The organism is Tsukamurella sp. DT100, assembly GCF_049844855.1.
Taxonomy (GTDB): Bacteria; Actinomycetota; Actinomycetes; order Mycobacteriales; family Mycobacteriaceae; genus Tsukamurella.
Window position 1 is genome coordinate 100,204 of the sequence record NZ_JBNCLV010000008.1, and the last position, 19,870, is coordinate 120,073.

The window sequence follows — 19,870 nt, forward strand, 5'->3', positions numbered from 1 at the left end:
CGGCGGGTTTTCTCTCTCCCGCCCCCCCCGGGCGCCCCCCCCGCCCCCCCCCCCCCCCCCCCCCCCCCCCCCCCCCCCCGCTGCGGGGAGTGCCCCTGTCAGGACTCGCGGAACTCCGCGGAGGTCAGGCCCTGCTCCTCGGCCTTGCGCAGCTCCACGCGGCGGATCTTGCCGCTGATCGTCTTCGGCAGGTCGGCGAAGGCGATGCGGCGCACGCGCTTGTAGGGCGCGAGGTGCTCGCGGCTGTAGTCGAAGATCGACTGCGCCGTGGCCTCGTCCGGTGCGTGGCCGTCGGCGAGCACGATGTACGCCTTCGGCACCGCGAGGCGCAGCTCGTCCGGCGCCGGGACGACGGCGGCCTCGGCCACCGCATCATGCTCCAGCAGAACCGATTCCAGCTCGAACGGGCTGATCTTGTAGTCGCTCGACTTGAAGACGTCGTCGGTGCGGCCGACGTAGGTCAGGTAGCCGTCCGCGTCCTTCGAGGCCACGTCGCCCGTGTGGTAGACGCCGCCCTCCATCACCTTCGCGGTCTTCTCGGCGTCGCCGTGGTAGCCGACCATGAGGCCGAGCGGCCGCGGGTCCAGGCGCAGGCAGATCTCGCCCTCGTCGACGCCCTGCTCGCCGGTGGCCGGGTCGACCAGCACCACGTCGTACCCGGGGCACGGGCGGCCCATCGACCCGTCCTTGAGCGGCTGGCCCGGGGTGTTCGCCACCTGCACCGTGGTCTCGGTCTGGCCGAAGCCGTCGCGGATCGTCACGCCCCACGCGTTCCGCACGCGCGTGATCACCTCGGGGTTGAGCGGCTCGCCGGCGCCCACGACGACGCGCGGCGGCGTGGCCAGGGCGCTGAGGTCGGCCTGGATCAGCATGCGCCACACCGTCGGCGGCGCGCAGAAGCTGGTGACGCCGGCCCGCTCCATCTGCTTCATCAGGGCGGCCGCGTCGAACCGGTTGTAGTTGTAGATGAAGACGCAGGCCTGGGCGATCCACGGCGTGAAGACGTTGCTCCACGCGTGCTTCGCCCAGCCCGGCGAGCTCACGTTGAGGTGCACGTCGCCGGGGCGCAGCCCGATCCAGTACATCGTCGACAGGTGGCCCACGGGGTAGCTCGCATGCGTGTGCTCGACCAGCTTCGGCGCGCTCGTGGTGCCGGAGGTGAAGTACAGCAGCAGGGTGTCGTCGGCGTGCGTGACGTGCGAGGGGGTGAAGTCCGACGGTGCCGTGTACGCCGCGGCGAAGGACTCCCAGCCCGGCACCGGATCGCCGATGGCGATCCGGGTGACCTGCGCGTCCGCGGGGACGCGCTCGGCGAGCTCGCTCCGCACGATGACGTGCTTCGCGCCGCCGCGGGCGATGCGGTCGGCGATGTCGCCCTCGGCGAGCAGCGTGGTCGCGGGGATGACCACGGCGCCGAGCTTGATCGCGGCGAGCATGACGTCCCAGAGCTCGACCTGGTTGCTGAGCATGAGCAGGATCCGATCGCCCGGATTCACGCCGCGCTCGCGCAGCCAGTTCGCGACCCGGTTGCTGCGCGCGCTCATCTCCGCGTAGCTGAACTTCGACTCGGAGCCGTCCTCCTCGACGATCCACAGGGCGGGGGCGTCGTTGTTCTCGGCCACCCGGTCGAACCAGTCGAGCGCGAAGTTCCACTCGTCGAGCTGCGGCCAACTGAAGCGCTCCCGCGCCGCGTCGTAGTCGTCGGCGAGCTCGACCAGCAGGTCGCGCGCGGCAAGGAAGTCTCGATACCCCTGTGTGCTAGCCACTTTCAGATCCTCCGGTTGATTACTTGGATATCCAAGTATATAGTGATGGGCAACACATCGCGCAAGGGCTTCGCGATGGACCTCGATCGAGAGAGAAGGACACACCATGGCTGACGTGCGCACCATCCCGCATTTCATCGACGGTCGTCGCGTGGAGGGCACGGGCCGCACCGCCGACGTCTTCGACCCGAGCACGGGTCAGGTGCAGGCCACCGTCCCGCTGGCGAGCACCGCCGAGGTCGACGACGTGGTCGCGCGGGCGAAGAAGGCTCAGGTGCAGTGGGCCGCCTTCAACCCGCAGCGCCGCGCCCGCGTCTTCATGAAGTTCATCGACCTGGTCCACCAGAACGTCGACGAGCTCGCCTCGCTGCTCTCCAGCGAGCACGGCAAGACCGTCGCCGACGCCAAGGGCGACATCCAGCGCGGCATCGAGGTCATCGAGTTCTCGATCGGCATCCCGCACCTGCTCAAGGGGGAGTACACCGAGGGCGCCGGCACCGGCATCGACGTCTACTCGATGCGCCAGCCGCTCGGCGTCGTCGCCGGCATCACGCCCTTCAACTTCCCGGCCATGATCCCGCTGTGGAAGGCCGGCCCCGCGCTGGCCTGCGGCAACGCCTTCATCCTCAAGCCCTCCGAGCGCGACCCCTCCGTGCCGGTCCGCCTGGCCGAGCTCTTCATCGAGGCCGGCCTGCCCGAGGGCGTCTTCCAGGTCGTCCACGGCGACAAGGAGTCGGTCGACGCGCTGCTGAACAACCCGGACGTCAAGGCCGTCGGTTTCGTCGGCAGCTCGGACATCGCGCAGTACATCTACGAGACCTGCGCCAAGAACGGCAAGCGCAGCCAGGCCTTCGGCGGCGCCAAGAACCACATGGTGATCCTCCCGGACGCCGACCTGGACCAGGCCGTCGACGCCCTCATCGGCGCCGGCTACGGCTCCGCCGGCGAGCGCTGCATGGCGATCTCCGTCGCCGTCCCCGTGGGCGAGGAGACCGCGAACCGCCTGCGCGAGCGCCTCGTCGAGCGCGTGCAGCAGCTGCGCGTGGGCCACAGCCACGACCCGAAGGCCGACTACGGGCCCCTCATCACCCCGGCCGCGGTCGAGCGCACCAAGAGCTACATCCAGCAGGGCGTGGACGCCGGCGCCGATCTCGTGGTCGACGGCCGCGAGCGCACCAGCGACGAGCTCACCTTCGGCGACGCCGACCTCTCCGGCGGCAACTACCTCGGCCCGACCCTGTTCGACCACGTCACCAAGGACATGTCGATCTACACGGACGAGATCTTCGGCCCCGTGCTCTGCATCGTCCGGGCGAACACCTACGAGGAGGCCCTCGCGCTGCCCACCGAGCACGAGTACGGCAACGGCGTGGCCATCTTCACCCGCGACGGCGACGCCGCCCGCGACTTCGTCGCCCGCGTCGAGGTGGGCATGGTCGGCGTCAACGTGCCGATCCCGGTTCCCGTGGCGTACCACACCTTCGGCGGCTGGAAGCGGTCCGGCTTCGGCGACCTGAACCAGCACGGCCCGCACTCGATCCTGTTCTACACCAAGACCAAGACTGTGACCTCGCGCTGGCCCTCGGGCATCAAGGACGGCGCGGAGTTCTCCATCCCGACGATGCACTAGGAGAGGCACGTGCCCTACCCGAACCTGACGGGGGACGACCTCGCCATCGTCGAGATGGCCCGCGACTTCTCCCGCAAGCGCCTCGCGCCCTCCGCGCTCGACTGGGACGCCACCAAGCACTTCCCGGTGGCGGAGATGAAGGAGGCGGGCAGCCTCGGCATGGCCGCCATCTACACCCGCGAGGACGTGGGCGGATCCGGCCTGCGCCGGCTCGACGGCGTCCGCATCTTCGAGGAGCTCGCCAAGGGCGATCCCGTGACCGCGGCGTTCATCTCGATCCACAACATGTGCACGTGGATGGTCGACACCTACGGCTCCGAGGAGCAGCGGCAGGAGTGGATCCCCAAGCTCGCGCCGATGGACGTGATGGCCAGCTACTGCCTCACCGAGCCGGGTGCCGGCTCGGACGCGGCCTCGCTGACCACCAAGGCCGACCGCGACGGCGACGACTTCGTGCTCAACGGGACGAAGCAGTTCATCTCCGGCGGCGGCGCGTCCGACCTGTACGTGGTCATGGCGCGCAGCGAGGGCGAGGGTGCCCGCGGCATCTCGACCTTCCTGGTGGACAAGGGAACCCCCGGTCTCTCCTTCGGGCCGCCCGAGGTGAAGATGGGCTGGCACAGCCAGCCCACCACCCAGGTGATCTTCGAGAACGTCCGGATCCCGGCCTCGCGCATGCTGGGCGGGACCGACGGTGCCGGCAAGGGTTTCGGCATCGCCATGAACGGGCTCAACGGCGGCCGGCTCAACATCGCCGCCTGCTCCCTGGGCGGCGCGCAGGCCGCGTACGACCTCGCCCTGCGCTACATGACGGAGCGCGAGACGTTCGGCCGCAAGCTGATCGACGAGCCGACCATCCGGTTCGCGCTCGCCGACATGGCCACCTCGCTCGAGGCCTCCCGCCTGATCCTCTGGCGCGCGGCCACCGCGCTCGACAAGAACGATCCCGACAAGGTCGAGCTCTGCGCCATGGCGAAGAAGTTCGTCACCGAGACCTGCTACCAGGTCGCCGACCAGGCGCTGCAGCTGCACGGCGGCTACGGCTACCTGCACGAGACCGGCGTCGAGAAGATCGTCCGCGACCTGCGGGTGAACCGGATCCTCGAGGGCACCAACGAGATCATGCGGATGGTGATCGGCCGCGCCGAGGCCGCCCGCATCCAGGGCAAGTAGGAGGCACACCTTCATGAGCACGATCGCATTCCTCGGCCTCGGCCACATGGGCGGCCCGATGGCGAAGAACCTCGTCGCGGCCGGCCACACCGTGCGCGGCTTCGACCTCGTCCCCGCGGCGCAGGACGCGGCCCGCGCGGCCGGCGTCACCGTGATCGACACTGCCGAGGAGGCCGTGACCGGCGCCGACGCCGTGGTCACCATGCTGCCCAACGGCGGCATCGTGAAGGCCGTGTACGAGTCGGTTCTCCCGCACGCCGCGCCGGGCACGCTGTTCATCGACAGCTCCACCATCTCCGTCGACGACGCCCGCGCGGTCCACGCGCTGGCCGAGGCCGCGGGGATGAAGCAGGTGGACGCGCCCGTCTCGGGCGGCGTCAAGGGTGCCGACGCCGGCACCCTCGCCTTCATGGTGGGCGGCGACGACGCCGCCTTCGCCGCGGCGCAGCCCGTGCTGGATCCGATGGCGGGCAAGGTGATCCACTGCGGCGGCTCCGGTAACGGGCAGGCCGCCAAGGTCTGCAACAACATGATCCTCGCGGTCCAGCAGATCGTCGTGGGCGAGGCCTTCGTCCTCGCCGAGAAGCTGGGCCTGGCGGATCAGGCGCTGTACGACGTGGTCACCGGCGCCACCGGCAACTGCTGGTCGCTGCACACCAACTGCCCCGTGCCGGGGCCGGTGGCGGGGGCACCGTCGGGTAACGAGTTCAAGCCCGGCTTCGCGACGGCCCTGATGAACAAGGATCTGGGGCTGGCCATGGACGCCGTGGCGTCCACCGGCTCGAGCGCGCCGCTCGGCACGCACGCCGCCGAGCTGTACTCTGCGTTCGCACAGGACAACGGCGGCCTGGACTTCAGTGCGATCATTCAGACGCTGAGGTAGCGATTCACAACGAGGAAGGCGGGCGCGATGGCTGAACCGGACCCCCGGGACCCGATCGCGCGTGCCCGCCGCAACTGGGAGGACGCGGGCTGGGGCGGCGACGTCGCCTCCGGCATGGAGGCGGTGACGTCCGTGATGCGGGCGCACCAGATCCTGCTCGCGCGGATCGAGACGGCCCTCAAGCCCTTCCGCCTGTCGTTCTCCCGGTTCGAGCTGCTGCGGCTGCTCGCCTTCACCAAGCGCGGCGAACTGCCGATCTCGAAGGCGAGCACCCGGCTGCAGGTGCACGTCTCGTCGGTGACGCACGCGATCGACCGACTGGGCGAGGCCGGGCTGGTCGAGCGCAAGCCCCACCCCACCGACGGCCGCACCACTCTCGTCGCCATCACCCCGGACGGCCGGGAGCTGGTGGAGAAGGCGACGGTCGTGCTCAACGACGTGTTCTCCGACATCGGCATGCCCGACGACGAGTCCGCCGCGCTGGTGGGCGCGATCCGCTCGTTGCGCCGCTTCAACGGCGACTTCTGACCGCCGCCGCCGGAACGCGGGCCTCCGTGCCGCCCGTCGACGGTGCGCGGTGCAGGCTCCGTGCGCACGCCGCGAAGGCGATCGCGAGTCCCGCGTGCACCAGCAGGATCAGCGCGAAGGCGTGCTGCGCGGGCATGCCGCCGGCCAGCGCCGTGTAGCCCGTCCCGAGGGTCGCGACGCCGAGTGCGAACGCCGCCTGCTGCGCCGTCGACACCAGCGCGCCGGTGAGCCCGGCGATCCGGTCGGGCACCGCCCCCATGATCGCCCCGACCAGCGGCCCGAACTGCATCGCCTGGGCGGCGCCCACAAGGATCAGGGCGGGCTGCACCGCCCACGCCCAGACCTGCGGGGCCGCGAGTCCGCTCGCCGCGAGCGCCACCAGCCCCGCGGCGTTGAGCAGTGCCCCCACCGGCATCGTCCGCGCTCCGAGGCGGCGATGGATCCCCGGCTGCGCCAGCGAGACGGCCACGAAGGCGGCGCCGTACGGAACCAGGGCCACGCCCGACGCCATCGGGCCCATCCCCAGGGCGTGCTCGCTCACCAGGGCGTACTCGAAGACCAGGGCGCCGTAGCCGGAGAAGAACAGCAGCGCCATGAGCAGGCCGACCCGGATCGGCCGGTGCGCGAACACCGAGGGCGGCAGCATCGGCGCACCGTCCGCGGCCTCCCCGCGACGCTGCGACGACCAGAACGCCGCGCCGGCCCCGACGGCGATGACGAGGAGCACCCACGAGACCGGCGGCCAGCCCAGCGTGCCGCCCACCGAGAGCCCGACCAGTAGCGCGAGCAGTGCCACCGTCAGCAGCGCCGTGCCGCGGTAGTCCAGCGGCAGCCGACGTTCGGCGCGGGTCTCCGGCACCGCACGGGCGGCGGCCGCGGCGAACCCGGCGATGACCGCCGCGGACCACCACACGGCTCGCCAGCCGAGCCCGGCCGGATCCCACGCCAGCAGCGCGCCGCCGAGCACCTGCCCGCCGCAGAAGCCGAGCCCCGCGGTCGCCGCGATCACCGCGATCGCCCGGCGCCGCGCCTCGCCCGCGGCGGTGGCCTGCACCGTCGAGAGGACCTGCGGGGTGAAGGCCGCCGCGCCGATGCCCTGCACCGCGCGCAGCACGATGAGCGAGGTGATGTCCGGCGCGAAGCCCGCTGCGACGGAGGCGATCCCGACGGCGACGAGGCCCGCGACGAAGACCCGTCGCCGGCCGCGGTTGTCGCCGAGGCGGCCGAACAGGATGAGCGCGGTCGCGAAGGTCGCCGAGAACGCGGCCAGGATCAGCGTCTGCTGCGCCGGGGAGGCGGCGAGTCGCCGGGCCATCTCCGGGACCGCCACGTTCGCCGACGCGAACAGGAACGTCGTGAGGAAGTAGGCGACGCCGAGGACGGCGAGCCCCGGGCGGGTCAGGAGGGGGTGGGGAGCGGAGGTCATGGCTCGACGGTGCTCCACCGCCATCCGGGTATCCAGACCGTGTGGATCCTAGTAGTGACACCACCGGGCTGGCGGCGCCGCGACGGCCTCGCGGCGGGGGATACTCGGTGCATGGGCACCCGCAACAACGCCGAGTTGGCGCGCTTCCTGCGCACCAGGCGCGAGCAGGTGACGCCGCAGCAGGTGGGGCTGGCGGCCGGCGGGCGGCGGCGCACGCCCGGGCTGCGCCGGGAGGAGGTCGCGGCGCGGGCCAGCGTGGGTACCACCTGGTACACGTGGGTCGAGCAGGGGCGCGATGTCAACCCCAGCCCGGAGGTGCTGTGCGCCGTCGCCGACGCGCTCCTGCTGGATCCGGGGGAGCGGGACCACGTCCTGCGCCTGGCCGGACATCAGCCCGGGCCTCCGGCGGCGGATACCGTCGCGGACACCGTCCAGCCCGTCCTCGACGCGCTGTTGCCGAATCCCGCCGTGGTGCTCAACGCGCGCGGCGACATGGTGCGCTACAACCGCGCCTTCCGCTTCCTCATCACCGACGTCGAGGAGTTCGCCCCGGAGGACCGGAACTGCCTGTGGCTCGACTTCACCGACGAGCTCTGGCTCGGCGCTTACGCAGCGGACCGGCAGGAGCTCGAGGCCGTCGTGGCGCGGACCCGGGCGATCTACGCCGGCAGCCACGCCGACCCGCCGTGGAAGCCGCTGCTCGACCGGCTGCAGGCGGCCTCGCCGCTGTTCGCGCAGCTGTGGCACGCGGGCCTGGTGCTCGACGCCGCCGACTGGGAGAAGACGATCCGCAATCCGCTGGTGGGGGAGCTGCGCCTGCAGGTGAGCACCTTCAACCTGCGCGACCGGCCCTCTCTGCGGATGCTGACCTACTTGCCGCGCGACGAGCAGACGCGCGAGCGGCTCACGCGGATCGTCCCGCCGGAGCATCGCGGCGCGTGACGCCCGGTAAGGGAGCTTCAGTGCGCGTCTCGCCGGGTGAGCATGCCGGACAGGTGCTCCCGGCCCAGCCGCGCGGCGGTGTCGGGTTCCCGCCGCTCGATCGCCGCGAGCAGGTCGGCGTGTGAGTCCTGGTCGTCGTCGCCGCCGAAGTCGCCGGGGCGCGACCGCAGCATGTCGATCATCGCCCGGCGCAGGTGCGCGGCGATGCCGTCGAACATCTCCAGTAGCACCGGGTTGTGGGCGGCCGCGATGACCGCGCGGTGGAAGTCGGTGTCGGTCTCGACGTGGCGCACCAGATCGGCGCGGTGGGCCGCGCGGATGGCGAGCGCGGCGCGGATTGCGTCCAGGTCGCCCTCGGTGCGGCGCCGGGCGGCGAGGGCCGCGGCCTCCACCTCGACCGCGATCCGCGCCTCGAGCACCGCGTCGATCGCGGCCCCGTCGAGCATCGTGTCGAGGCCCGACGGGGCGTCGAGCCGGGTCACGAACACTCCGGCGCCCTGCCGCGTCGCGAGTACGCCGATCCCGGCGAGCCGCCGGATCGCCTCGCGCACCGTCGAGCGCCCGACGCCGAGCTGTGGGGCCAAGGTGGTCTCGCCGGGGAGCTTGTCGCCGACCGCCCACTCGCCGGATCGGACGCGGGCGAGCAGCGCGTCGGCGGCCTGGTCGGCGAGCGAGGTGCGGCGGAGCGGGGGCATGCATCGAGAATACTTCTCAGCTTGTCTGAGGAGTTGTGCTAGGGTCGTCGGCGTGACACAGCAGGGCCACCTCCTTCTCCTTCCGCGCCACGGCGGGGCCTGACTTTCCGGGCCGGCCTCCCGCCGTGGGGATTCCGTGCCGGCCCGCCCAGGAACCGACGAAGGAGCCGTCATGCCCTTCCCCACGATCGACACGCCCCGCGGCCCCGTCCCCACCGCCGCGCCCGCCTGGAACCGCCAGCGCGGCTCCCAGATGCCGCACCACCGCTATCGCGACGTCCACGCCCGCGTCGACGTCCCGCTCACCGACCGCACCTGGCCTTCCCGGCGCCTGACCGCGGCACCGCTGTGGGTCCCCGTCGACCTGCGCGACGGGAACCAGGCCCTACCCGAACCAATGGATCCCGCACACAAGCGCCGGTTCTTCGAGCTCATGGTCGCCATGGGCTACAAGGAGATCGAGGTCGGCTACCCGTCGGCCTCGCAGACCGACTACGACTTCGTCCGGCTCATCGCCGAGACCGACATCGCCCCGGAGGATGTCACCGTCGTGGTCTTCACGCCCGCGCGCCGCGACCTGATCGAGCGGACCGTCGAGTCCGTGCGCGGGATCCGCAACGAGGTGGTGATCCACATGTACACCGCGACCGCGCCGACCTGGCGGGACGTGGTGCTCGGCCGGGACCGCGCGGAGCTGCGCTCGCTGATCCTCGACGGCGGCCGCGACCTGCTCGCCGCCGCCGGCGACCGCGACGGCGTGCGGTTCGAGTTCTCGCCCGAGGTCTTCAACCTCACGGAGCCCGACTACGTGCTCGAGGTCTGCGACGCGATGACCGCGCTGTGGGACGCGACCGTCGAGCGGCCGGTGATCCTCAACCTGCCCGCGACGGTCGAGGTGGCGACGCCGAACGTCTACGCCGACCAGATCGAGTACATGCACCGCAACCTCGCCCGCCGCGACGCGGTGATCCTCTCGGTGCACCCCCACAACGACCGCGGGACCGGCATCGCCTGCGCCGAGCTGGCCGTGCTCGCCGGGGCGCAGCGCGTGGAGGGCTGCCTCTTCGGCAACGGCGAGCGCACCGGCAACGTGGACCTGGCGACGTTGGCGCTCAACATGTTCGCGCAGGGGATCGACCCGATGGTCGACTTCTCCGACATCGACGAGGTGCGGCGGACCGTCGAGGCGTGCAACGGGATCGCCGTGCCCGACCGGCACCCGTACGTCGGCGACCTCGTGCACACCGCGTTCAGCGGCACCCACCAGGACGCGATCAAGAAGGGCTTCGCCGAGCACCGCACCCGCGCTGCGGCTGAGGGGCGACCGGAGCGGGCGATCGAGTGGCGCGTGCCCTACCTGCCCGTCGACCCGGCCGACATCGGCCGGACCTACGACGCCGTCATCCGCGTCAACTCCCAGTCCGGCAAGGGCGGCATGGCCTACCTGCTGGAGCGGGACCTGGGCCTGGAACTGCCGCGGCGGCTGCAGATCGACTTCGCCCGCCACGTCCAGGCGCACGCCGACGAGCACGGCGCGGAGATGGACAGCGCCGCACTGTGGGCCGTCTTCGAGCGGGCCTACCGGGCCTACCGGGCCGAGCGCGGGCGGTTCGAGCTCGTCGACTGCGTCGCGGAGGAGGGCGCGGCCGGCAGCCGGGTCACCGTCGGGCTCCGGGTCGACGGTGCGCCGCACCGCACCACGGTCGACGGCGTCGGCCCGGTCGAGGCGCTCGTCGCGGCGCTCGCCGAGCACGACGCGAAGATCGACGTGCTCGCGCTGCACCAGACCGCGCTCGGCCGCGGCGACGACGCGGAAGCGCTCACGCTGATCGAGTACCGGCGCGATGGCGAGGTGCGGTGGAGCATGGGACGTGACCGCTCGGTGCTGGCCGCGACGGCGGCCGCCGTGATCGGCGCGGCGCAGGCCACGTGACCCGCCGGTAACGTCGCGGGCGGCGCGGGCAGGCAATAGGGTCGGTAGGCGTGCACGCAGAAGGAACCTTCACCGTCGAGCCCGCCTACCCCGAGTCGCTCGCGCCGCTCGCCGACCTCGCGCGCAACCTGCGCTGGGTGTGGCACGGACCCACCCAGGACCTGTTCGCCACGGTCGCGCCCGAGGTGTGGGCGGCCACCCACGATCCGCTCGAGGCCCTCCGCGGCGCCGACCAGGCGCGGGTGGCGGACCTCGGCGACGATGCCGAGTTCGTCGCGCTGGTCCGCGCCGTCCACGCCGACCTGAACGACTACCTCACCCGGCCGTCCTGGGCCGACGAGCTCACGGACGGCGCGAAGGGGATCGCGTACTTCTCGATGGAGTTCGGCGTGAGCCAGACGCTGCCGAACTACTCGGGAGGCCTGGGCGTCCTCGCGGGCGACCACCTCAAGGCCGCGTCCGACCTCGGGCTCCCGCTGATCGCGCTCGGCCTGCTGTACCGGCACGGCTACTTCCAGCAGTCGCTCTCCGCGGACGGCTGGCAGCTCGAGGCGTACCCCGAGCTGGACCCGGCGCAGCTGCCGTTGCGGCCCGTGACGCTCTCCAGCGGGCAGCAGCTCGTGGTCTCGGTGCCGCTCGAGGGACGCGTGCTCAGCGCCGCCGTGTGGCGGGCCGACGTCGGACGCATCCCGCTGCTGCTCATGGACACCGACATCGAGAACAACGACCCCGACCTCCGCGGCGTCACCGATCGGCTCTACGGCGGCGACGCCGAACACCGCCTGCGGCAGGAGATCCTGCTCGGCATCGGCGGCGTCCGCGCCGCCCGCGCCTTCTGCGACCTGACCGGTCATCCCGGCGTCGAGGTCTTCCACGCCAACGAGGGCCACGCCGGCTTCCTCGGCCTGGAGCGGATCCGCGAGCTCATGGCGACCGAGGAGCTGACCTTCCCGGAAGCGCGGACCCTGGCGCGCACCGCCACCGTGTTCACCACCCACACCCCGGTGCCCGCGGGGATCGACCGCTTCCCCGTGGACCTCGTGCGCCGCTACTTCGGCGACGGCAGCCAGATGTGTTCGCTGCTGCCCACGGTGCCCCTCGACGAGATCATCGCCCTCGGCTCCGAGGCCGACGCGGGTGTCTTCAACATGGCCCACATGGGATTCCGGCTCGCTCAGCGCGCGAACGGCGTCTCGAAGCTGCACGGCGCCGTGAGCCGCGAGATGTTCGCCGGCCTGTGGCCGGGTTTCGAGCCGGCCGAGGTACCCATCGGCTCGGTCACCAACGGCGTGCACCACGGAACGTGGGCCGACCGCCTCGTCGCCGAGCGCGCCGCCGACCCGCTCTCCATGCCGGACGACGCCCTGTGGCGCCTGCGCACCACGCTGCGGCACCGCCTCGTCGACGAGGTGCGCACCCGCACCCGGGCGGCGTGGCGCGAGCGTGGCGCCGTGGACGCCGAACTCGGTTGGACCGAGCGGATGTTCGACCCCGAGGTGCTCACCATCGGCTTCGCCCGCCGCGTCTCGACGTACAAACGGCTCACCCTGATGCTGCGCGATCCCGAGCGGCTGCGCGCGCTTCTGCTGGACCCGGATCGCCCCGTCCAGGTGGTGATCGCCGGCAAGAGCCACCCCCATGACGACGAGGGCAAGCGCCTGCTGCAGCAGCTGCTGCACTTCACCGACGACCGCACCCTGCGGCACCGGATCGCCTTCCTGCCCAACTACTCCATCGGCATGGCCGGGTACCTGTACCACGGCTGCGACGTGTGGCTGAACAACCCGCTGCGGCCCCTGGAGGCCTGCGGGACCTCAGGCATGAAGAGCGCGATGAACGGCGGCCTCAACCTCTCGGTGCTCGACGGCTGGTGGGACGAGCTGTACGACGGGAACAACGGCTGGGCCATCCCGTCGGCCGTGGGCGTGGACCCGGGCCGCCGCGACGACATCGAGGCCGACGCCCTGTACGACCTGCTCGAGCACGACGTGGTGCCCGCCTTCTACGACCGCCGCGACACGGACGACGCGCCCCCGCGCTGGCTCGCCAAGGTGCGGCACACACTCTCCGCCACCGCGCCCGAGGTCGCCGCCGACCGCATGGTCCGCGAGTACGCCACCGCCTACTACCGCCCCGCCGCCCGCTCCGCCCGGGCGACCAGGCCGGCCATCGGCGACCTCGTCGAGTACATCGACAAGGTCCGCTCCGGCTGGGACGCGGTGCGCGTCGGAGAGTCCACCGCGACCGTGCTCTCCGAGGGAGTGGAGATCGCCGCCGCCGTCGCGTTGGGGGCGCTGGAGGACGGCGACATCCGCGTCGAGGCCGTCATCGGCGGCGTCGACGAGGCCGGGGACATCGTGGAGGGCAGGGCCGTCCGACTGCACTTCGACGGCGAGCGCTACCGGGCCGTGCTGCCCGGGCAGGTGGGCCGGTTCGGCTACGCGGTGCGGGTGCTCCCGCAGCACCGCCTGCTCACCGGCCCCGCCGAACTCGGTCTGGTCCGGTACGCGCGATGACCGTCCTCGCGGTGGACCTCGGCGGCACCAAGGTGGCGGCCGGGCTGGTGGAGGCCGACGGCACCGTCGTCGAGGCGTCGCGGCACCGCGCCCCCACCGGGCCCGAGGCGACGACCGCCGAACTCGAGGCCGCGATCACCGGCGTCGTCCGCGACGCCCTGGCCGCCGCGGACGGGCCCGTCCAGGGGGTGGGCCTGGCCGCGGCCGGCCCGGTCGACGACGCAGCGGGCACCACGTCGCCGATCAACCTCGAGGCGCTGCACGGGTTCCCGCTGCGGGACCTCGTGGCGGACGCCGCCGGGGGACTGCCCGTCGAGTTCCGCCGGGACGGCGTCGCGATCGTGCTCGGCGAGCACTGGCTCGGCGCCGCGCGCGGCCACGACGACGCCCTCGGCATGGTGGTCTCCACCGGCATCGGCGGCGGCTTCGTCGTGGGCGGCCGTGCGCTCGTCGGCAACGCCGGGCACATCGGTCAGGTCGAACTGTCGGGGTACACCGGCAGCGAATCCCTCGGCCGCACCACCATGCTCGAATCCGTCGCCTCCGGCCCGCACACCGTGGAATGGGCACGCACGCAGGGCTTCACCGGCGAGACGGGCGAGGACCTCGGCGCCGCCTACCGCGCCGGGGACGCCGTTGCGATCGCCGCGGTACGACGGTGCGCCGCCGCCGTCGGCCAGGGGATCGGCAGCGCCGTGGCCCTGGTGCCCGTCTCGGTCGTCATCCTCGGCGGCGGGTTCACCCGCGTCGCCGACGATTTCGTGGACCAGGTCCAGGCCGCGGTCGCCGCGCACCCGCTGCCCTACGTGGCCGGCGCCCGCGTCGTGCCCGCCGGCCTCGGCGGCGACGCGCCGCTCATCGGCGCCGCGGCGCTCGTTTACCGGCGCGCCGTCCTCTCCTGACCGGCGCCGTCACGCGAGGCGGAACGGCGATCGGGCGCCCGGGGTGGAGGCGAGTCGGGCCAGCAGCTCGCCCAGCGCGGGAAGGAACTTGAAGCCGTGCCCGGAGAACCCGGCCGCGACCGTGATCGGCCCGACGGTGCCGATCGCGAAGTCCGCCGTCGGGGTCGTGGTGTACGTGCAGCTGATCTCCTCGAAGCGGTCCGGGTCCGCGCCGGGGATCCACTCGGCGACGTACCGCCGGAGGGCGAGCAACTGGGCCGGTTCCGACTGCAGGGTGCGCGCGTCGGGATCGGTGACGGGGCCCACGCCGTGCCACCCGGCCTTGATCCCGACGCCGGGCGTCCACCCGCCGTAGACGGCCGAGGGCCACCAGGCGGAGTCCGCCTCGGGGTGATGGTTGAACGCGGGCAGGTCGGGGAGCGGCGCGGCGAGCGCGAAGTGCGCGGGCTGCTCCTGGGTGACGGTGAGCGGGGGCAGGTCCACGACGCCGTCCAGCAGGCGGCTCGACCACGCCCCCGCGGCGACGACGGCGGTGCGGGCGGTGATCGGCCCGCCGTCGGTGTCGATGACCACGCCGTCGTCGGTGGCCTCGATCGAGGTGACCGGGGTGTCCTCCAGGATGCGTGCGCCGCGGGCCTCCGCGACCCGGTAGAGGGCGTCGACGGACCGCTCGGCGTAGAGCCGGCCACCGTCGGGAAGGTGCACGGCGGGTCCGGCGAACCGCAGCTCGGGCCAGCGCCGGGAGGCCTCGCGGGCGTCGAGCAGCTCGGCGCGCAGGCCGATCGTGGGCAGCGCCTCCAGGAGGTCCTGAACGTCCGGCCGTGGCCCGCGGTTGACGACGCCCACCTGGTCGAGGAGGTGCGCGCCGGACTCGGCCTCGATCTCCCGCCACAGGGGGAGCGCCGCGCGCAGCAGGGCGAGGTACTCAGGTCGGGTGTAGCCCGGGTTGAAGTTGCGGGTGGCGCCGTGGGAGGCGCCCAGTGCGTGGGCCCGCCGGTACCGCTCGATCAGCACCACGTCGACCCCGGCGCGGGCGAGGGCCCACGCCGCTGCCGCCCCGACGCCGCCGCCCCCGACGACCGCGACCCGGTGGTCGTTCGTTCCCATCCGCGTCTCCCTCTCTCGGCCGGCGGGTCCGTGTCGGCCGGGCGTCGTGATCGAAACTACGGGAGTGGGTGTGGAACGGGCTTTTGCTCACGGCGATCCGATCGTGGTGACGACATGGCTTCCGCCGTCGCGGAGGCCGGGATCCGGGTGCGTTAGCGTGGGGTCGTGACCGGTGGGCTCCTTTCCCCGCGCGACGCCCGTACCCATTGGGCATCGGCGGTGATACCGAGTGACCAGTTCCTGCTCTACTGCTTCGACCACGGCGCCGGCCCGGCACCGTCGGCCGCGGAGGTGGCGGACGTCGTGCTGGCGCGCGCACCGTCGATCCCGGACCTGTGGCTGCGGATCGCGCCCGCGCCCGGCGATCTCGAGCATCCCGCCTGGGCCCCGGGTGAGGTGGCCGAGATCCGCGAGGGCATCGCGCACACCTGGGACGCGGTGCCCGCGGCCGTGGCCCGACTCTTCGCCCGGCAGGTCGACGCGACGGTCGCGCCCTGGCGGCTGCACGTCTTCCCCCGGGTGTCGGGCGCGCCGCGGTGCGCGGGCCCGGCGACGGTCGTGGTGCTGCAGGTCGCCCACGCCCTCGCGGACGGTCGACGGTCGGCCGAGATCGCCCGCGCGCTCCTCGGTTCCGGCGAGGCCCGTGAGGCGCCGGTCTTCCGGCCGCTGCCCGGCCCGCTGCGCGCCGCCCGCGGCATGCTGGGGCTGCCCGTCGCGCTGGCCCGGACGGTGGCGCTCGGCGCGATCGCCCCGCGGGCTCGCGCCGCGATCGACCGGCGCACCCGGGACGGCGCGCTGCCGCCCGCGGTCCCCGGCTGTCCCCGCACTCTGCTCAACGCCGCCCCCGACGCCACCCGCGACGTGCGGATGCTGGTGCGCGACACTGCTTCCCTGCATGCCGGGCACACTGTCACGGTGACCGCGCTCGCCGCGGTCTCGCTGGCCGTGGAGCGCTACCTGCGGTCGCGGGGCGGCGCGGTGCCGACGGCGCTGTCGGCGGAGGTGATGGTCGCGCGCGAGCGGCGGCACGGCGAGCGCAACGCCTTCGGCAACGTCTCGGTGCCGCTGTACCCCGGCATTCCCGCCGCCGAGCGGCCCGTCCGCATCGCCGCGGCGCTGGCCGCCGCCCGTGAGCGCGCCGCGAGTCCGTTGTGGCGCATGGTCGGTGCGGCGGAGGACGCGGCACCGTCTGCCCTCGCGGTGCTCGGCGTGCGGGCCTTCGACCCCACGATCGTCCCGGACACGATGGCCGGCGCGACCGTGCTCTCGAGCGTGCACCGCGGTCCGGCGGACCTGGAGCTGCTCGGCGGGAGATCGGTGTTCACCGCGGGCTTCCCGGCACTCTCGCCCGCTATGGGGCTCACGCACGGCGTGCACGGACTCGGCGACACGGTGACGGTCTCCGTGACCAGCAGCCGCACCGCCGTGCCCGAGCCGGACGCGTATGCGAGCCTGCTGGCGGCCGCGCTCGACGAGGTGGCTCAGGACCGCTGAGGCGCCGGCCCGGTGGTGTCGCCGATGACGAGATCGACGTCGAGCGCGAGGGTCGGCAGCGGCGAACCGTCCTGCGCGGCGAGCACGGCTTGCGCCGCGAGCCGCCCCATCTCGACGATCGGCTGCCGGATCGTGGTGAGGACGCGGTCGAAGCCGTCGATGCGGACGCCGTCGAAGCCCACCACGGAGAGGTCCTCCGGGACGCGCAGGCCCCGGGCCTCTGCGGCGCGGATCACCCCGGCGGCCAACAGGTCCGACTGGGCGATCACCGCGGTGGGGGCGTGTGCGTCGAGCAGCTCGCCGCCCGCGCGGAAGCCCTCGTCGATCGTGCTGTCGGCGGAGACGACGACGGCGGCGTCCGGGAAGGCGGCCAGCGCCGCCGCCGTGCGGGCCTTCTCGACGTCGCCGTGGCGCAGCCGCACGACGCCGACGGACCGGTGCCCGAGCGCCCGGAGGTGGCCGGTGAGCAGGGCGGTGGCGGCGCGGTTCTCGACGCCGACGCTGCCGATGTCGTCGACCTGGTTGCCCGCGGTGACGACGGGGATCGCGCGCTTCGCCATCGCCGCGCGCAGCGAGCCGAGGGCGGGGGAGCAGCCGGCGGCGACCACCCCGTCGACGGGGAGCGACCGCAGGCGCTCCTCCGGGAGCGAGTCGGGGAGGAGCAGGACGGAGGTGGGGCTCGCGGCCAGCGCGGTGGACACGCCGTCGAGGATGCCGATGATGACGGGGTCGCGGAAGGCGCGGCCCGCCTCGTCGTCCACCTGGACGCCGATGATGTCGGTGCGGCCGCTGCGCAGCGACCGGGCCCGCGGGTCCGGTCCCTCGTAGCCCAGCTGGGCCGCGGCGGCCAGGACGCGGGCGCGGGTGGCGTCGCTGATCGGCTTGTCGACGCCGAAGGCGTGGGACGCCGTCGACAGCGAGACGCCCGCCGCCTCGGCGACGTGCACCAGCGTTATCCGGTTTGACCCGCGTGTCATGGGGACCTAGCCTAGCAAGCAACAATCGAAACGTTTCGAAGGGTTGATCGGTGAGCGTGGACTACCAGGAGCAGAAGGCGGACGCGGCGGGGAGCTCGGTGCTCGCCTGGCGCAATGCCGTCGCGGTGATCTTCGCGCTCAGCGGGCTCACCTTCGCCAGCTACATCGGCCGGTTGCCCCAGGTTCGCGACGATCTGCGGGCCACCACGCTGCAGGTGGCGCTCCTGACCTTCGGTCTGGCGGTCGGCTCGGTCGTGGGCCTCGTCGGCTCGGGGGCGCTGGCCGCGCGGTTCGGAGCGCGCCGCGTCATCGCGGTGACCCTGCCGGCGCTGGGCGTCACGATGATCGCCGCCGCCGCGGGCGCGCAGTCCGGGAACTACGCGCTCACGCTGCTGCCGCTGGTCTTCGTCGGGCTCTCGCACGGCATCACCGACGTCTGCATGAACCTGTCCGGTGCGGAGAACGAGCGGGCGCTGGGGCGCACCGTGATGCCGGCCTTCCACGCGGCCTTCTCGATGGGCACGGTGGCCGGCGCGCTCACCGCCGCTGCGGCCCAGGCCGCGCACGTGCCGCTGCTGCCGCACCTGCTGGTCGTGAACGGCGTTCTGCTGGTGGTCGGCTGGTTCGCGCTGCGGCACGTGCCCTTCCAGGCGCACGACGCCGACGACCACGCGCCGGTCTCCCGCCGCGAGCGGCTCGCGGTGTGGCGCGAGCCCCGCACGCTGCTCATCGGCCTGATGGTGCTCGGCATGGCGCTCACCGAGGGCAGCGCGAACGACTGGCTGGCGCTGGCGATGGTCGACGACCACGGCACGTCGAAGACCGTCGGCACGCTGACCTTCGCGGTCTTCGTCACCTTCATGACGATCGGCCGGCTCGCAGGTACTCGCGTCCTGGACTCCTACGGTCGAGTGCACACGCTGCGCGTCTGCGGCGCACTCGCCTTCGTGGGCCTCGCGCTCGTCATCTTCGGCCCGACCTGGGCCGCCTACGTGGGTGTCGCGCTGTGGGGCCTCGGCGCCTCGCTCGGCTTCCCCGTCGGCATGTCCGCCGCGGCCGACGAGCCGCGCATGGCGGCGGCGCGGGTCTCCGTGGTCTCGACCATCGGCTACCTCTCGTTCCTCGCCGGCCCGCCGATCATCGGCGCCCTGGGCGAGTTCGTCACCCTGCTCTACGCGCTGATCCTGGTGCTCGTCGCGGTGGCCGTCGCGGTGGCCGTCGCACCCGCGGCGCGCGAGCCGGAGGCCACGGGGCCGGCGGCGGGCTAGCCGCCGGAGTCCGCGCGCGGGTGTCAGGGCGCGGGGAAGTACCGCGCGATCGCGGGGCGCAGGCGCGCCGATTCGAAGTCGTCGACGGGGAGCGCCAGCTGCTCGAGGACGAGGCCGTTGACCGTGGTGAGGAGGTCTGCCGCGTCGGCCTCCGGGTCGGCGGCCCCGGCGCCGCGCAGCTCGCGCGCGAAGGCGGCGCGCTGCGTGGTGCCCCATTCGTCGAGGCTGGCGCGCAGACCCGGGCGGCGCGCGACCTCGAGGAAGAGCTCGTAGCGGGCGATCGCCGCATCCCGGTCGTCGGTGAGTGAGCCGGTGACGTACCGGGTGAGCCGGTCGATGCGCTCGGGAATCCCGGCGTCGGGCAGCTCCTCCGCGAAGAGTGTGCGCACCTCCTCGATCTGGCGCGCGGCCAGCCGGTGCAGGGCCTCGCCCAGCAGCTGGTCGAGGGTCCCGAAGTAGTAGCGGGCGTTGCCGTGCGTGGTGCCGGCCTCCGCCGCCACGGAGCGGTGCGTGAGCGCCCGGGCACCGTCGCGCGCGACCAGCCGGACCGCCGCGTCGAGCAGCGCCTCGCGGCGCGCGGCGCCCCGGGCCATGCGTGGTTCGCGCACCGGTGAGGACATGGTCGCGATC

The 19,870-nt window shown here is 73.1% G+C and carries 16 protein-coding genes; 10 read left to right on the plus strand and 6 right to left on the minus strand.

The features are described from left to right. Positions 1-98: 98 nt before the first annotated feature. Positions 99-1,766, minus strand: coding sequence for an AMP-binding protein (locus ACLQ3K_RS19205; RefSeq protein WP_224646119.1), 1,668 nt, complete (start codon positions 1,764-1,766; stop codon positions 99-101). 106 nt (positions 1,767-1,872) lie between these two features. On the opposite strand from ACLQ3K_RS19205, the gene ACLQ3K_RS19210 reads away from it, so the two are divergent. From ACLQ3K_RS19210 to ACLQ3K_RS19225, 4 genes are read left to right on the plus strand one after another with little or no spacing between them, the layout of a single operon-like run. Beyond that, on the plus strand, positions 1,873-3,396 hold the full coding sequence (locus ACLQ3K_RS19210; protein ID WP_224646118.1) for a CoA-acylating methylmalonate-semialdehyde dehydrogenase: 1,524 nt from the start codon (positions 1,873-1,875) through the stop codon (positions 3,394-3,396). A gap of 9 nt (positions 3,397-3,405) precedes the next feature. Further along, a complete protein-coding gene (locus ACLQ3K_RS19215; RefSeq protein WP_426001136.1) occupies positions 3,406-4,569 on the plus strand; it encodes an acyl-CoA dehydrogenase family protein in 1,164 nt (387 codons plus the stop codon). A 13-nt stretch (positions 4,570-4,582) separates the two neighbouring features. Further along, positions 4,583-5,452: a 3-hydroxyisobutyrate dehydrogenase gene (gene mmsB, locus ACLQ3K_RS19220; RefSeq protein ID WP_426001137.1), complete on the plus strand. Its 870-nt coding sequence runs from the start codon at positions 4,583-4,585 to the stop codon at positions 5,450-5,452. A 27-nt stretch (positions 5,453-5,479) separates the two neighbouring features. Further along, the gene (locus ACLQ3K_RS19225) at positions 5,480-5,980 is read left to right on the plus strand and encodes a MarR family winged helix-turn-helix transcriptional regulator (protein ID WP_068524523.1); all 501 of its coding nucleotides are present in this window, start codon (positions 5,480-5,482) and stop codon (positions 5,978-5,980) included. On the opposite strand, the gene ACLQ3K_RS19230 is transcribed toward ACLQ3K_RS19225, so the two are convergent. Then, positions 5,964-7,406 (minus strand): MFS transporter, encoded by a 1,443-nt coding sequence (locus ACLQ3K_RS19230; RefSeq protein ID WP_426001138.1) that lies wholly within the window; start codon positions 7,404-7,406, stop codon positions 5,964-5,966. The two genes, ACLQ3K_RS19225 and ACLQ3K_RS19230, sit on opposite strands and share 17 nt — an antisense overlap. 111 nt (positions 7,407-7,517) lie before the next feature. On the opposite strand from ACLQ3K_RS19230, the gene ACLQ3K_RS19235 reads away from it, so the two are divergent. Continuing rightward, positions 7,518-8,348, plus strand: a complete 831-nt coding sequence (locus ACLQ3K_RS19235) for a helix-turn-helix transcriptional regulator (RefSeq protein ID WP_426001139.1) — start codon at positions 7,518-7,520, stop codon at positions 8,346-8,348. 17 nt (positions 8,349-8,365) lie between these two features. On the opposite strand, the gene ACLQ3K_RS19240 is transcribed toward ACLQ3K_RS19235, so the two are convergent. Continuing rightward, positions 8,366-9,043 (minus strand): FadR/GntR family transcriptional regulator, encoded by a 678-nt coding sequence (locus tag ACLQ3K_RS19240; protein ID WP_426001140.1) that lies wholly within the window; start codon positions 9,041-9,043, stop codon positions 8,366-8,368. 172 nt (positions 9,044-9,215) lie between these two features. Here ACLQ3K_RS19240 and ACLQ3K_RS19245 point away from each other — a divergent pair, with 172 nt between their 5' ends. From ACLQ3K_RS19245 to ACLQ3K_RS19255, 3 genes are read left to right on the plus strand one after another with little or no spacing between them, the layout of a single operon-like run. Continuing rightward, complete coding sequence (locus tag ACLQ3K_RS19245) at positions 9,216-10,976, plus strand: 2-isopropylmalate synthase (RefSeq protein WP_426001141.1); 1,761 nt, start codon at positions 9,216-9,218, stop codon at positions 10,974-10,976. Positions 10,977-11,026: 50 nt separating this feature from the next. After that, positions 11,027-13,492: an alpha-glucan family phosphorylase gene (glgP, locus tag ACLQ3K_RS19250; protein ID WP_426001142.1), complete on the plus strand. Its 2,466-nt coding sequence runs from the start codon at positions 11,027-11,029 to the stop codon at positions 13,490-13,492. Beyond that, complete coding sequence (locus ACLQ3K_RS19255; protein ID WP_426001143.1) at positions 13,489-14,394, plus strand: ROK family protein; 906 nt, start codon at positions 13,489-13,491, stop codon at positions 14,392-14,394. The genes glgP and ACLQ3K_RS19255 overlap by 4 nt, the downstream gene beginning before the upstream one ends. A gap of 9 nt (positions 14,395-14,403) precedes the next feature. On the opposite strand, the gene ACLQ3K_RS19260 is transcribed toward ACLQ3K_RS19255, so the two are convergent. Beyond that, a complete protein-coding gene (locus ACLQ3K_RS19260; RefSeq protein WP_426001144.1) occupies positions 14,404-15,501 on the minus strand; it encodes an FAD-dependent oxidoreductase in 1,098 nt (365 codons plus the stop codon). Between the two features lie 165 nt (positions 15,502-15,666). On the opposite strand from ACLQ3K_RS19260, the gene ACLQ3K_RS19265 reads away from it, so the two are divergent. Further along, positions 15,667-16,995: a WS/DGAT domain-containing protein gene (locus ACLQ3K_RS19265; protein ID WP_426001145.1), complete on the plus strand. Its 1,329-nt coding sequence runs from the start codon at positions 15,667-15,669 to the stop codon at positions 16,993-16,995. Here the strand turns inward: ACLQ3K_RS19265 and ACLQ3K_RS19270 are convergent. Beyond that, positions 16,983-17,972, minus strand: a complete 990-nt coding sequence (locus ACLQ3K_RS19270) for a LacI family DNA-binding transcriptional regulator (RefSeq protein WP_426001146.1) — start codon at positions 17,970-17,972, stop codon at positions 16,983-16,985. The two genes, ACLQ3K_RS19265 and ACLQ3K_RS19270, sit on opposite strands and share 13 nt — an antisense overlap. A gap of 50 nt (positions 17,973-18,022) precedes the next feature. On the opposite strand from ACLQ3K_RS19270, the gene ACLQ3K_RS19275 reads away from it, so the two are divergent. Then, on the plus strand, positions 18,023-19,240 hold the full coding sequence (locus tag ACLQ3K_RS19275) for an MFS transporter (RefSeq protein WP_426001147.1): 1,218 nt from the start codon (positions 18,023-18,025) through the stop codon (positions 19,238-19,240). Positions 19,241-19,263: 23 nt separating this feature from the next. On the opposite strand, the gene ACLQ3K_RS19280 is transcribed toward ACLQ3K_RS19275, so the two are convergent. Further along, positions 19,264-19,860, minus strand: coding sequence for a TetR/AcrR family transcriptional regulator (locus ACLQ3K_RS19280; protein WP_426001148.1), 597 nt, complete (start codon positions 19,858-19,860; stop codon positions 19,264-19,266). Positions 19,861-19,870: the final 10 nt, after the last annotated feature.

What these genes read in the sequence shown, in the direction of transcription:
- mmsB (WP_426001137.1), top strand. Translation starts at nt 4,583, where the DNA reads ATGAGCACGATCGCATTCCTCGGCCTCGGCCACATGGGCGGCCCGATG.
- ACLQ3K_RS19225 (WP_068524523.1), top strand. Translation starts at nt 5,480, where the DNA reads ATGGCTGAACCGGACCCCCGGGACCCGATCGCGCGTGCCCGCCGCAAC.
- ACLQ3K_RS19255 (WP_426001143.1), top strand. Translation starts at nt 13,489, where the DNA reads ATGACCGTCCTCGCGGTGGACCTCGGCGGCACCAAGGTGGCGGCCGGG.
- ACLQ3K_RS19245 (WP_426001141.1), top strand. Translation starts at nt 9,216, where the DNA reads ATGCCCTTCCCCACGATCGACACGCCCCGCGGCCCCGTCCCCACCGCC.
- ACLQ3K_RS19235 (WP_426001139.1), top strand. Translation starts at nt 7,518, where the DNA reads ATGGGCACCCGCAACAACGCCGAGTTGGCGCGCTTCCTGCGCACCAGG.
- ACLQ3K_RS19260 (WP_426001144.1), bottom strand. Translation starts at nt 15,501, where the DNA reads ATGGGAACGAACGACCACCGGGTCGCGGTCGTCGGGGGCGGCGGCGTC.
- ACLQ3K_RS19240 (WP_426001140.1), bottom strand. Translation starts at nt 9,043, where the DNA reads ATGCCCCCGCTCCGCCGCACCTCGCTCGCCGACCAGGCCGCCGACGCG.
- ACLQ3K_RS19280 (WP_426001148.1), bottom strand. Translation starts at nt 19,860, where the DNA reads ATGTCCTCACCGGTGCGCGAACCACGCATGGCCCGGGGCGCCGCGCGC.
- ACLQ3K_RS19230 (WP_426001138.1), bottom strand. Translation starts at nt 7,406, where the DNA reads ATGACCTCCGCTCCCCACCCCCTCCTGACCCGCCCGGGGCTCGCCGTC.
- ACLQ3K_RS19210 (WP_224646118.1), top strand. Translation starts at nt 1,873, where the DNA reads ATGGCTGACGTGCGCACCATCCCGCATTTCATCGACGGTCGTCGCGTG.
- ACLQ3K_RS19270 (WP_426001146.1), bottom strand. Translation starts at nt 17,972, where the DNA reads ATGACACGCGGGTCAAACCGGATAACGCTGGTGCACGTCGCCGAGGCG.